Source organism: Aldersonia sp. NBC_00410, from assembly GCF_026342035.1.
In the GTDB taxonomy this organism is placed as follows: domain Bacteria; phylum Actinomycetota; class Actinomycetes; order Mycobacteriales; family Mycobacteriaceae; genus Aldersonia.
The window spans coordinates 186,418-199,432 of record NZ_JAPENM010000004.1 but is presented as its reverse complement, the minus strand read 5'-3'; the positions used below and the strand labels follow the sequence as shown (position 1 = coordinate 199,432).

General features: G+C 67.4%; 8 protein-coding genes. All 8 read right to left on the bottom strand.

Going from position 1 to position 13,015, the window contains the following annotated elements; translation table 11 throughout:
- Nucleotides 1-318: 318 nt before the first annotated feature.
- Nucleotides 319-615 carry a hypothetical protein gene (locus OG921_RS11110; RefSeq protein WP_266112484.1) on the bottom strand — a complete coding sequence of 99 codons (297 nt, stop codon included), beginning with the start codon at nt 613-615 and terminating at the stop codon, nt 319-321.
- A 411-nt stretch (nt 616-1,026) separates the two neighbouring features.
- Complete coding sequence (locus tag OG921_RS11105; protein ID WP_266112483.1) at nt 1,027-1,170, bottom strand: hypothetical protein; 144 nt, start codon at nt 1,168-1,170, stop codon at nt 1,027-1,029.
- A 350-nt stretch (nt 1,171-1,520) separates the two neighbouring features.
- Nucleotides 1,521-5,363 carry a multifunctional oxoglutarate decarboxylase/oxoglutarate dehydrogenase thiamine pyrophosphate-binding subunit/dihydrolipoyllysine-residue succinyltransferase subunit gene (locus OG921_RS11100; RefSeq protein ID WP_266112482.1) on the bottom strand — a complete coding sequence of 1,281 codons (3,843 nt, stop codon included), beginning with the start codon at nt 5,361-5,363 and terminating at the stop codon, nt 1,521-1,523.
- A 175-nt stretch (nt 5,364-5,538) separates the two neighbouring features.
- Nucleotides 5,539-9,345 (bottom strand): ABC transporter ATP-binding protein, encoded by a 3,807-nt coding sequence (locus tag OG921_RS11095; RefSeq protein ID WP_266112481.1) that lies wholly within the window; start codon nt 9,343-9,345, stop codon nt 5,539-5,541.
- Between the two features lie 95 nt (nt 9,346-9,440).
- On the bottom strand, nt 9,441-10,211 hold the full coding sequence (locus tag OG921_RS11090) for a hypothetical protein (protein ID WP_266112480.1): 771 nt from the start codon (nt 10,209-10,211) through the stop codon (nt 9,441-9,443).
- Complete coding sequence (locus OG921_RS11085) at nt 10,208-11,146, bottom strand: ABC transporter ATP-binding protein (protein WP_266112479.1); 939 nt, start codon at nt 11,144-11,146, stop codon at nt 10,208-10,210. Before OG921_RS11085 ends, OG921_RS11090 begins: the two co-directional genes overlap by 4 nt.
- Before the next feature lie 95 nt (nt 11,147-11,241).
- Nucleotides 11,242-12,087, bottom strand: coding sequence for an alpha/beta fold hydrolase (locus OG921_RS11080; protein ID WP_266112478.1), 846 nt, complete (start codon nt 12,085-12,087; stop codon nt 11,242-11,244).
- Between the two features lie 98 nt (nt 12,088-12,185).
- Nucleotides 12,186-12,884 (bottom strand): hypothetical protein, encoded by a 699-nt coding sequence (locus OG921_RS11075; protein WP_266112477.1) that lies wholly within the window; start codon nt 12,882-12,884, stop codon nt 12,186-12,188.
- Nucleotides 12,885-13,015 lie beyond the last annotated feature (131 nt).

Sequence of the window (13,015 nt, the reverse complement as noted above, 5' to 3'; positions counted from 1 at the left end):
GAGCGCTCTGGACAAACGTCTGCCCGGGCCGCGAACGCGACCCGGGCAGACGTTTTCAACTCACTCGGAAAACCGAGATCAGCCGCCGAACGACCCGGTGAAGAGGGTGTTCAGCACGCCGTGGAAAGCTGCCGCCAGCGTGTCAAGGCCGACGTTCAGCGCACCGCTACCTGCATCGATGATGACGGGAATCATATGAATGTCCTTTCTGTTCTTCTAATTTCGTGTCGGCGGGCTGAATGTTGCTCGACCACCGACAAATTCGACCATAACAATTGAATTGCGTTCGCTACCTTCGCGTTATCTGCGAATCAGCTGTCAACGGTGCATGTGATGACGCTCACATGTAACGCAGGAAACGATTCGGATCACCCATGAAGGATCGCCAGTTCTCCACAATTTCCAGCTCGTCCAGTTGCGCGCTTCGATACCGGTTTCGCCGATTTCCCATATCGCCGCCCCGGGACAGGCCGCGAGGAGCGGCGAATGTGTGGCGATGATCACTCGAGAACCTTCGGCGGAAGGGTCGCCGAGCACCGCGAGGAGCGCCGGACGGGACTGGAACGACAGCGCGGCTTCGGGCTCGTGCAGAAGCCAGCGGCCGACGCCGATCAAACGGTCGGCGATGTAGGGCAGGAACGACTTGCCGCGTGCGAGCTCGTTGAGCGCCTGGATCGGTATCGCGGGGCGGGCATATCCTCGCGGCGCTGGAACAGGCTGTGCATCGCCCGCGGAGCGCAGGAAACAACCCCCGGTCGGCCGGGCTCATGCCCAAACAGCGCAGGGGACTCGAAATCGAGCCCGACCGCGCTGAGTTCGGCGATCACCGGGAGGTCCAGATACCAAACGTCCGGCTCGAATGATGCGCATAGACGCAGTCGAGCCGGACGGGTGGCAGAGACGTCAATTCAGTTGTTCGATGACAAGGCCTCGCCGAGGAACTCCTGATGCTCCACGGCGTGCTGCTCGAATCCGGGAACGGCCGAACCGTGCTTACGAAGCCGGCCCGGTCTCACCGAAGGTACGTCAGGAGGGGTTGTAGCCGTTGCCGAAGTTGGAGCTACCGAGATCGGAGCTGCCGAGATTGGAGCTGCCGAGGTCGAGGCCGAGGGCGAGAATGATGGGAAGAAATCCGATGCCGATGCCGTCGCGACAAGGCTTGATGCGCATGTTGGTCCTTAGATGTTGTGTTCGTGAAACGTGCTCAGTCCCCGACCGTCGCGGCACTGTAACAGTTCATTCGCGTTACGGTCGTTCCCCGTTACGTAGAAGCCTCTGAGTACTTCGGTGAACGGTGACGTGGAACGCTGCCGCGCCGAGTTGCCTGGGACAGTCCCGGCCGCAAGCTGCGTGATTAACGCGGCTTGACCTGCGGGTATGGCAGTGCGCGGGCAACACCGCCAATGCGGTACAGCCGCGTAGGCGATCCCCAAGTCCGCGCACCCTGGGATGCGCGAACCGGGAATCAAAATGTGATGAAAGTCATGCCGTTGCTGCCCGAAGTGAACGCCGATTCAGACTCACTGCGTCGGCGAGAAGGCCTCGTCGAGGATCTCCTGCTGCTCCACGGCATGCACCTTGCTCGAACCCGAGGACGGCGCGGACATGGCGCGGCGCGAGATGCGACGGATACCGGACAGTCGCTCCGGCAGCTTCTCCGGCAGCATCAGGCCGAAGCACGGCCACGCACCCTGGTTGGCCGGTTCTTCCTGCACCCAGCGGATGTCGTTGACATTGGGGAACCGGTCGATCGCCTCGGCGAGCCGATACTCAGGGATCGGGTAGAGCTGCTCGATCCGCACAATCGCGACGTCGTCGCGGTGCTCCTTCTGCTTGCGCGCGAGCAGCTCGTAGTACACCTTGCCGCTCGTGAGCAGGATCCGCTTGACCTTGCTTCGGTCGCCGTCGCCGGTCTCGTAGGTCGGCTCGTCGAACACCGAGTGGAACTTGCCGTCGGTGAAGTCCTCGACGTTGCTGACCGCGGCCTTGTTGCGCAGCATCGACTTCGGCGTGAACACCACCAGCGGACGCCGGATGCCGTCACGGGCATGCCTACGCAGCAGATGGAAGTAGTTCGCCGGTGTCGAGGGCACCGCCACCGTCATCGAGCCCTCGGCGCACAGCTGCAGCCAGCGTTCGATCCGGCCCGACGTGTGGTCGGGACCCTGGCCCTCGTGGCCGTGGGGGAGCAGCATGACGACCTGCGACAGCTGGCCCCACTTGGCCTCACCGGAGGAAATGAACTCGTCGATGATCGACTGCGCGCCGTTGACGAAGTCGCCGAACTGCGCCTCCCACAGCACCAGCGCGTCCGGATTGCCAAGCGAATAGCCGTATTCGAAGCCGACCGCGGCGAACTCGCTCAGCAGCGAGTCGTGCACCGCGAAGCGGCCGGGATTGTCGCTGCCGATGTTGTGCAACGGGGTGTACTCCGCCCCGGTCCGGCGGTCGATCAGCACCGAGTGGCGCTGGCTGAACGTGCCGCGCCGGGTGTCCTGTCCGGTGAGCCGTACCGAGCGACCCTCGTCGATCAGCGAACCGAGCGCGAGCAACTCGGCAAACGCCCAGTCGACCTTGCCCTCGTATGCCATCTCCCGGCGCTTGTCGAGCACCGGCTTGACGCGCGGATGCACGCTGAAGCCCTCGGGCACGTTCAGGAACGCGTCGCCGATCCGGTGCAGCACGGACTTGTCCACCGCGGTGACGAGCTTGTGCGGGATCTGCTGATCCAGCTCGACGGATTCGCTCGGCTCCGGCGGGTACTTCTCCAGTTCGCGCACCTCGTTGAAGACCCGCTCCAACTGGCCCTGGTAGTCGCGCAGTGCATCTTCGGCTTCTTTGAGCGAGATATCGCCACGGCCGATCAGGCTCTCGGTGTAGCTCTTTCGGACGCTGCGCTTGGTGTCGATGACGTCGTACATATGTGGCTGCGTCATCGACGGGTCGTCGCCCTCGTTGTGGCCGCGGCGCCGGTAGCAGATCATGTCGATCACGACGTCCTTGTGGAACCGCTGGCGGAAGTCGACCGCCAGCTGCGCCACCCAGACGCACGCCTCCGGATCGTCACCGTTGACGTGGAAGATCGGCGCGCCGATCATCTTGGCGATATCGGTGCAGTACTCGCTCGACCGCGAGTACTCCGGGGCGGTGGTGAAGCCGACCTGGTTGTTCACCACGATGTGGATCGTGCCGCCGGTCCGGTAGCCGCGCAGCATGGACAGGTTGAACGTCTCCGCGACGACGCCCTGGCCGGCGAAGGCCGCGTCGCCGTGCAGCATCAGCGGCACGACGGAGAAGCCGTCCTCGCCGTCGCCCTTGTCGAGCAGGTCCTGCTTGGCGCGCACCAGGCCCTCCAGCACCGGGTCGACCGCCTCGAGGTGTGAGGGGTTCGCGGTGAGCGAGACCTTGATGTCGTTGTCGCCGAACATCTGGATGTAGGTGCCCTCGGCACCGAGGTGGTACTTCACGTCACCGGAGCCGTGCGCGGCCGAGGGGTTCATGTTGCCCTCGAACTCGGTGAAGATCGTCGAATACGGCTTGCCGACGATGTTGGCGAGCACGTTGAGCCGGCCGCGGTGCGGCATGGCGATGATGACCTCGTCGAGCTTGTACTCGGCGCTGCTGTCGATCACCGCGTCCATCATCGGGATGACGGCTTCTGCGCCCTCGAGCGAGAAGCGCTTCTGGCCGACGTACTTGGTCTGCAGGAACGTCTCGAAGGCCTCCGCCGCGTTGAGCCGGCTCAGGATGTACTTCTGTTGCGCCACAGTCGGTTTGACATGCTTCTGCTCGACACGGTCCTGCAGCCAGCGCAACTGCTCGGGCTCGAGGATGTGCATGTACTCGACGCCGGCATGGCGGCAGTACGCATCGCGCAGCACGGACAGCACATCGCGCAGCTTCATCCGCTCTTCGCCGTGGAAACCGGCGACGTTGAACTCGCGATCGAGGTCCCAGAGCGTCAACTGGTGGGTCGTGACGTCGAGATCGGGGTGGCTGCGGAACTTGTCCTTGACCAGCCGCAGCGGATCGCTGTCGGCCATCAGGTGGCCGCGGTTGCGGTAGGCGGCAATGAGTTCGAGCACCCGGGTGCTCTTGTCGATGCCGCGCAGGTGAATGTCCTTGCGCCACCGCACGGGCTCGTACGGAATCCCCATCTGATGGAAGATCTCGTCGTAGAACTCGTCGCTGATGAGCAGGTTGTGCAGCGTGCGCAGGAAATCGCCGGACTCGGCACCCTGGATGATGCGGTGATCGTAGGTGGAGGTCAGCGTCATCAGCTTGCCGACGCCCATCTCGGCGATCTTCTCGTCGCTCGCGCCCTGGTACTCGACCGGGTACTCCATGGCGCCGGCGCCGACGATCGCACCCTGGCCCGGCATGAGCCGAGGCACCGAGTGCACGGTGCCGATCGTGCCGGGATTGGTCAGCGAGATGGTCACGCCGGTGAAGTCATCGGCCGTGAGCTTGCCGTCGCGGGCGCGCCGGACGACGTCCTCGTAGGCGGCATGGAACTGGCCGAAGGTCATCTCGTCGCAGCCCTTGATCGCGGCGACGACGAGAGTGCGGCTGCCGTCCTTGCCGGGCAGGTCGATCGCGAGCCCGAGGTTGGTGTGGGCGGGCGTGATCGCGTTGGGCTTCCCGTCGATCTCGGCGAAGTGCCGGTTCATGTTCGGGAACTTCTTGACGCCCTGCACGATCGCGTAGCCGAGCAGATGGGTGAAGCTGATCTTGCCGCCACGGGTGCGGGCGAGATGGTTGTTGATGACGAGCCGGTTGTCGATCATCAGCTTGGCCGGGATCGCGCGCACGCTGGTCGCGGTCGGGATCGTCAGCGACGCCGACATGTTCTTGGCGACCGCTGCGGCAGCACCACGCAGCACCTGGCTCGTCTCGCCCTTGGGCTGGGAGTCCTTGGTCGGCTTCGCCCCGCCCGAGGTCTTCGCGGCGTTGGAGGAAGGCGCGGGAGTGGTCTGCGGCCGCCGGGTGGTCGATGCGGCGGCGCGTGCTTGTTCCTTGGCGGGCTGCTGCTTCGGTGCCTCCCGCTTGGCAGCTTCCTGCTTGGCGGGCGCCTGCTTGGGCGCCTCCTGCTTGGCCGGCTGCTGTTTGGGCGCTTCTTGCTTTGCCTTCGGCTCGGCGGGTGCCTGCTTGGGCTTCGCGGCGGGTGTGCCGTTACCGGACTTGGCTGGGGTCGAGGCTGATCCTGTCGCCTCGCCGTTACCGCCCTCGGCGGGTTCTGGCGTGTAGTCCGCGAGGAACTCGTGCCAGCTCGCGTCGACTGATGAGGGATCCTCTTTGAACCGCTGGTACATCTCGTCGACCAGCCATTGGTTCTGACCGAACTGCGTTGTGGAGCTGCTCACGGCAGACGTTCGCCTCTTTCTCTTCTACACAAGCTCTCGAAGGTGTGGAGCCTGTGTCTTCGAGGCTAATCCTCTCCGCTTGCCCACGCCCGCATTCCCCGCCGCCATTGGCGATTGCGTAGTCGACACACGCCGCGACATTGCAGCGTGCACACAGCTCTTCCGCACCCCAGGGTTAAGACTCATCCGGGTAGGAGATTATTCCGCTTCGGCCCTGCGCGGCCCCCCACAGCCGGGCGTAGTGACCTTCGGCGCGCAGCAGCGTCGCGTGCTCGCCGACCTCGATGATCCTACCGTGATCAACCACCACGACGAGGTCGGCTGTGGCCGCTGTCACGAGGCGGTGCGCGACAACGACAGCCGTCCGGCGGGTCGTGAGCGCGCGGCCGGCGTCGAGCACTCTGCGCTCGGTCGCCGGGTCGAGCGTCGCGGTCGCCTCGTCGAGCAGCAGCAGGTCCGGGTCGACGAGCTCGGCGCGGGCCAGCGCGACGAGCTGGCGCTGACCGGCGGACAGTCCCTGGCCGCGCTCGCCGATCGGCTGCCGCATCCCGAGCGGCAGCGCCGCGATGGTCTCCAGCGCACCGACCGCGCGGGCCGCGGCCTCGATCTGCGCCCGGCTCGCCTCCGGACGGCCGTAGGCGATGTTGCTTGCCACATCGCCGGTGAACAGGTGCGCCTCCTGCGGGACCACGCCGAGCCGGCCGCGGTACTTGGCGAGTTCGAAGCGGCGCAGGTCGACGCCGTCCATCCGGACCGTGCCGTCGGTGGGGTCGTAAAACCGGGCGAGGAGCTTGACCACGGTCGACTTGCCCGCGCCTGTGCGCCCGACCAGCGCGACCGTCGAACCCGCCGGGATGTCGAGCGCAACGTCGGACAGCGCATCCGACGATGCGCCCGCGTAGCGGAAGTCGACGTGATCGAGGCTGACTTCGCCGCGCAGATGGCCGATGATCGGCACCGCGTCGCCGTGCGCGCCCGATCCGGTGGACTCGATGGAGCTGCGGGTGGCGAGTAGATCGCCGATTCTGGTCAAACCGACCCGGGCCTGCTGATAACCGTCGAACACCTGGGAGAGCTGCTGGATGGGACCGAACAGCAGACCGAGGTAGAGCACGAACGCGACGAGCACACCCGGCGTCGTCGTACCTTCGGCCACCTGACTCGCGCCGACGTAGATCACCGCGGCGAGCGCGAGATCGGACAGCAGGGCGACGAGCGGGAAGTAGATCGAGATCGCGCGCTGCGAGCGCATCCGGGCGCTGCGGTAGCTTTCGGCGCGCTCGGCGAACCGGCGTGCGGCGCCGGCCTCGCGGCGGTAGGCCTGCGCGGCGCGCAGCCCAGCGATGTTTTCCTGGAAGTCGGCGTTCACGATCGACACCCGTTCGCGCGACACCGCATAGGCGACCGAGGACACCCGGCGGAACAGGAACGTCGCGACGAGCAGAGGCGGCACCACCGCGAGCGCGACGACGCCGAGCGCAACGTCGGTGATGAGCAACGCCACCGAGACCCCGGCCACGGTCAGCACGCTGACCACCGCCGTGGACAGGCCGGTCTGCAGGAACGTCGACAGCGCGTCGACGTCCGTGGTCATCCGCGTCATGATCCGGCCGGACAGTTCCCGCTCGTAGTAATCGAGGCCGAGCCGCTGCAGATGCGCGTACGAGCGCACCCGCAGGGCGAACAGCACGCGCTCGCCGGCGCGCGCGGTGAGCACCGTCATCCGGGTGAGCAGCGCCCAGTCCACCACGACCAGTACGACACCGACGGCGACGGCGGACCACAGCCCGCTCGGGTCGTTGGGCACCACACCGTGATCGATAGCGCGCTGCACCACGGCGGGGAACGCGATGCCGATCACCGAATCCAGCGCCAGACACACGATCACCACAGCGAGCAGGCCACGGACCGGGCGCAGTAGGCGAGCGAGCCGAAATCCCGGATCGGGTGTGCGCAGTCCGTCGGTGTCGAGCGCGGGATCCTCGGTGGCCGGTGGCAACGCGTCGACCGCGGCACGCAGTTCGGGCGTGGCTGCCATGGCGCCCAGCGCGCCCGACATCGGACCACCCCCACCGCGACCCGCGCCTGCACTGCTCGCGGCTTGCTCGCCTGCGCCGTCACGAGGCACGTCCTCGGCGTCCGGTACGTCGGGCCACAGCGGCGAGGAGATTGCGGCATCGACGTCTTCGGTCGGGTCGGGACCGATCGGATCGGCGCCGTCGCCGGTCGACATCAGGGTCTGGAAGAGCGGACATCGGACGTCGAGTTCGTCGACCGTGCCGATGTCGGAGATCCGGCCCTCGTCCAGCACGGCGACGCGATCGGCGAGGGCGAGCGTCGACCGACGATGCGCGAGGATCAGGGTCGTTCGTCCGCCGGTTCCCGCACCGGTCCAGCCGAGCGCGTCGAAGATTGCCGCCTCCGTCTCGGCGTCCACCGCGGAGGTGGCGTCGTCCAGGATCAGGATGCGCGGCTCGACGAGCAACGCGCGCGCGAGCGCAATCCGCTGCCGCTGACCGCCGGACAGGGTCAGCCCCCGTTCACCCACCACCGTGTCGTAGCCGTCGGACAACTCGGCGATGAACTGATCGGCGGCGGCCAGCTTCGCGGCCCGCCGGATCTCCTCGGCAGTGGCGTCGGGACGGCCGAGCGCAATGTTCGCTGCGACGGTGTCGGAGAACAGGAACGGCTCGTCGAAGACCAGGCCGATCGCGCCGCGTAGGTCGTCGGCCCGCGCTTGCGCGACATCGACGACAGTGCCGTCCCCATCGGTGAGCGCGATCCGGCCGGTCTGCGGCGCGTAGAAGCGGGGCAGCAGTAGGGAGAGCGCCGTCTTGCCCGACCCCGCGCGGCCGACTATCGCGACGGTTTCGCCCGGCGCGATGTCCAGATCGAGCCCTCGAAGGACGTCCCGGCCACGGTCGGTGTCGAAGCCGAAGGCGACATTGTCGATGTGCACGCCCAGCCGACCGTCGGGCAGGTCGATCGGTGTGGCTGGGTCGGCCACCTCGGGCCTGGTGTCGATCACGTCGTAGACGCGCTCGACCGCCGCGCGCGAGAGCTGCGCCATGATCACGACCGAGGAGATCGTGCGGGCCGTCGCCGTCATGGTCGCGACATAGGAGGCGAACGCGAGGAAGGTACCGACGCTGATCGAACCTTCCATGGCGAGCCAGCCGCCGAGCGCGATCACCCCAACCAGCCCCAACTGCGGCAGGCTGGTGAGCACCGGAGTCAGCCGCGAGTTGATGTGTGCCGCGCGCATCCGCTCGGCGTACAGCTGCCGACCATGCCGCTCCAACGTCGTGACCGCGCGGGCCTCCTGGCCGAAACCCTTCACCACCCGCACGCCGGTGACGGTTTCCTCGACGTGCTGCGCGAGATCGGCCGCGCGTTGCTGCGCCGACCACGTCGCCGCGAACAGCTTGGGCCGCACGACATAGACGACCACGATCACGGCGGGCACGATCAGTAGCGCGACGAGCGTGAGCAGCGGCGACAGCAGCGTCATCACCACCAGGGCGAGCACGAACTGCAGCAACGCGCCCGCGGACAGCGGCACCATCGCGAGCAATCCCTGGACGAGCTGCAGGTCGGTGATCGAACGGGAGACGACCTGTCCGGTGCGGATCTGGTCCTGGCCACGGCCGTCGAGGCGCTGCAACGAGCCGAGCAGTTCCAGCCGCATATCGTGCTGCACGCCGAGCGACAACTTGCCCGCGAGCATGCGACGGCTGTACTGGCAGCCGAACCGGACCAGCGCAAGCGCGACCAGCGCGAGCGCGATCGGGGCGATGCGGTCGAGGGCGCCCGCGCTGGCGGAATCGACCGCGTTCTTGGTCAGCAGCGGTCCCGCGATCTCGACGAGCGCCGCGATCGTGGTGGCCGTGAGCGCCCCGATGGTCACGCCGCGCTGCGACCAACACTGCTGCCACAGCCGGCGAATCCAGCCCTCCGGGCGGTAATCGGGGTGGCCTTTCATTTGCTCGCCACGTTAGTACCCGCTCCCGACAAGGTCGTCGTCGCCGACGACAACCCGACACGGTCGTCCTCGCCGACGACAACGCGGCAGCGGGTTCAGGTGATATCGCGCTGCCGGACGACCCACCAACCGGCGCCGGTGAACAGCGCCGTCCACGCCAGCAACACGGCGGGCGCCACCGGCCAGGACACGAAGACGTCGGAGTTGTCGAGCGAACCGACCGCCACCGTGGACAGGGTCGCCCCGCCGGGGAGCAGACCACCGAGGCGTTGGAAACCCAACCCGGCCGCGATCGTCGACACCGTCAGCTCGCCGACGAGATACCACGCGACCAGTGCGAGCGCGGCGCCGATCGGGGAACCGAGCAGCAGCCCGAGCCCGGCGCCGATCAGTGACCAACACACCGCGGCCAACGCGCCGGCTGCGACCACGGCCAGCAGCGTCGGAGACCATTCCACGCGGCCGCCGCCGAACACGGACATGCAGATCAGGCTCGTCGCCTCGGCGAGTAGGCCGTAACCGAGCGCGACGACGATGGTGACGACGTATTTGCTCGCGACCACGCCGTCGCGACGCGGCGCGATGAGGAAGGTCGGTGTCAGCGTCTTGTGCCGGAAGTCGGTGCCCGCATTGACCGCACCGAAGATGCCCGCGAACAGGATCACCCACGCCAGCGCGAAGTAGAGACCGATGGATGCCGCGCCGGTGGACAGCCCCGAATCGTCGTACGGGTCGAGCGCGTCGGCGAGGCCGGCGTAGATCGCGCTGGCGAACATGCCGACCGCGACCGGTGCGATCGGCAGCGCCCACCAGAAGTTCAGGGTGGTGACCTTGCGGGCCTCGGAGACGAGCAGTCCGGTGTTCAACGCAGGCCACCTCCGGGCGGGGGAGTGGCCGTCATGGCCAGGAAGATCTGCTCGAGGTCGACCTGCTCGGCGACCATGCCGAAAATCTCGACCCCGGCTGCATTCGCGACCGCACCGACCTCGGCTTCGGTGCATCCGGCGACCGCGAGCCTGCCGTCGGGCTGCACCTGCGCATCGATATAGCCGTTCGCGGCGAGCGCGGTGGCCAGCCGTGCCGGGGACGCGCTCGCCACCAACACCCGGCCTTGGTTGTGCCGGCGCAGCGACTCCAGCGATCCCTCGTAGACCAGCGCGCCCCGATTGACGACGACGAGATTGTCGGCGCTGTGTTCCACCTCGCGCAGGATGTGGCTCGACGTCAGCACCGTTCCGCCACGGGAAGCGAACGACCGGAGGAACTCGCGCAGCCAGGCAGTGCCCTCCGGATCGAGGCCGTTCGCCGGTTCGTCGAGAACGAGGACGCGCGGCTCGCCGAGCAGCGCGGTCGCCAGTGCCAGCCGTTGTCGCATGCCGAGCGAGAACGTGCGCACCTTCATCCGGGCGGATCGCTCGAGTCCGACCATGGCCAGCATCCGTGCGGACTGCCCGCGGGCAACACCGACCGCCGCGCCGAACACCTCGAGGTGGCCGAGCGCGGTGCGGCCGGGATGCAGGCCGACGGTGTCGAGAACCGCGCCCACTGTTCGCGCGGGTTCCGGCAGGGCCGCGTAGGGACTGCCGCCGAACAGCGCCACCCCTGCAGTCGGCCGGACGAGGCCGAGCATCATCCGCAACGTCGTTGTCTTACCCGCGCCGTTCGGGCCGAGGAACGCGGTGACCGCACCGGCGGGCACCGAGAAGCTGAGATCGTCGACCGCCCGGATTCGACCGAACTCCTTGGTGAGGTCGACTACCCGCAGGTCGATGCCGCCCGGCCGGGCGAACGGGGAACTCATCGTCGGCTCCGCCCAACTATCGGGGTCGTGGGTCTCCGGTATTCGGATCGCCACGAGCCTACTGGCCGGCACCGCGCGTGCGGCGGAAGCCCGACTCAGCCCGCGAGCAGGAAGGGCTGTTCGACGAAAGGCCGCACCGTGGCAAGGAACTCGTCGGGCCGATCGCACTGCGGGCAGTGCCCGCAATCGGGGATCACCACGACCCGGCGAGCGGGCCCGTTCACGAAACTGCGCGCCTTGTTCGACGGGGTGAGGATGTCGTGCTGGCCCCACAGCAGCAGTACCGGCACGGTCAATTCGCGCACCATGCGGCGAATCGGCATGGTCTGCAGTTCGGCGAACAGCTGGCGGGCGATCGGGAGCAGCGACATGGTGCGTGACTTGTCCGCGTAGTGCGTGCCGAAGGCGCGGCGGATCTCGTTGCTGCCGGGCTGCCGCGGATGGCGCATCCCAGCCAGGCTGTAGCCGTGTTCCATCACCTGCTGCAACACGGGGGCGGGCACCGGCAGGGAGAGGAGCCGGAGCGCGCGTTCGGTATTGCGATTGCCGATCATGTTCCAGTAGCGCGGGATGCCGTCGATCCCGGGCATGTCTGCGAGGACGACGCGATACACGAGTTCGGGGTGTTCGGTCGCCAGGGCCAGCGCGGTCACCGCGCCGAGCGAGTTTCCGATCACCGTCACCGGACCCCGGCGCTGCGAGACGAGCAGTTCACGCAGCAGTGCGACATAGCCGGGGATGAGCGGATCCGGCCACGCGGCACTCGCCCGGCCGAAGCCGGGCAGGTCCACGGCGATGACGCGGTACTCCCTGGCGAGTTCGGGGATCACACGCTGCCAGGTGGACAGATTGTCCGAGAAACCGTGGATCAGCAGCAGGGTATGCCGACCCTTGCCGTAGGTCTCCACGTGCAGCCCCAACGGGGGCGAATCATGCGCCATTGCACTCCGCCTTGCTTCGTGTCGGCGCCTGACGGAGCCGTCAACATGTGAGGCGAAACACTAGCAGAGACATTGGTCACATGACCAGATCGGCTGGGTCACGCTTCGATCGCAGGTCGGAGGTCGATGACATTGCCACCCGCGCCGACCGGCCATGCCGTGGGAGCCGGGCCGAACGCCGCGCGCGCGTGCGCGATGGTGCGCTTGCCGATCGCCCGGTTGCCGAAGCTGCCGATGACCGCGCCGATACCGGCGGGCACCACCTTGCCCAGTAGCAACGCGCTGCGCTTGGCGGCGTACTGGGTGACGTAGCGGTGCAACAGTTTTCGGTTCGTCTTCTCGAGTCCCGGAATGCGCGTACCGATCATCGAAACCCAGCTCTTCGCGGATCGTCCGGTGCTGCGGGCCATGATGGCGGTGCCGCTCTCGCCGAGTGCGACGGCGAGCACGAGCGCGCGCCGTTGCTCGTGATCGGCCGGATGGATCCCGTACACCGACGCCACCGCAAGCGTCATCACCGCCGAGGCCTCGAGGAAGAACACCACCTCGGCGCCCGCTGCGGCCAGGGTGGCGACGGTTCCGACGCCCGGGACCGCGGCGGTGGCCCCCACTGCGGCGCCCGAACCGGTCACCGAATTGAGAAAGGTCTTCTCCAGGCGATCGATGATCTGCCCGGGTGTGTCGTCGGGATGGGCGCGGCGCAGCCGACCGACGTACCGATCGATCGCGGGAGACTGCAGCTTGGCGCCGTTGTCGAGCAGCGACACCACGGTGCGATCCAATTTCGACGGCGCCATCTGTTCGTCCCTTCGTCGCGTCCGGTTTGTCCCGGTATCGATGTCCTGTCCAACGTTCGCGGATCCGTCCGGGTTCCGTGGTCCCCGGCAGCTGGAACCCGATCGCGCGGGCGTCGCACACTGCCTACCCT

Coding starts and splice junctions, on each gene's coding strand:
- OG921_RS11085 (WP_266112479.1), bottom strand. CDS start 11,146: ATGAGTTCCCCGTTCGCCCGGCCGGGCGGCATCGACCTGCGGGTAGTC.
- OG921_RS11105 (WP_266112483.1), bottom strand. CDS start 1,170: ATGCGCATCAAGCCTTGTCGCGACGGCATCGGCATCGGATTTCTTCCC.
- OG921_RS11080 (WP_266112478.1), bottom strand. CDS start 12,087: ATGGCGCATGATTCGCCCCCGTTGGGGCTGCACGTGGAGACCTACGGC.
- OG921_RS11095 (WP_266112481.1), bottom strand. CDS start 9,345: ATGAAAGGCCACCCCGATTACCGCCCGGAGGGCTGGATTCGCCGGCTG.
- OG921_RS11075 (WP_266112477.1), bottom strand. CDS start 12,884: ATGGCGCCGTCGAAATTGGATCGCACCGTGGTGTCGCTGCTCGACAAC.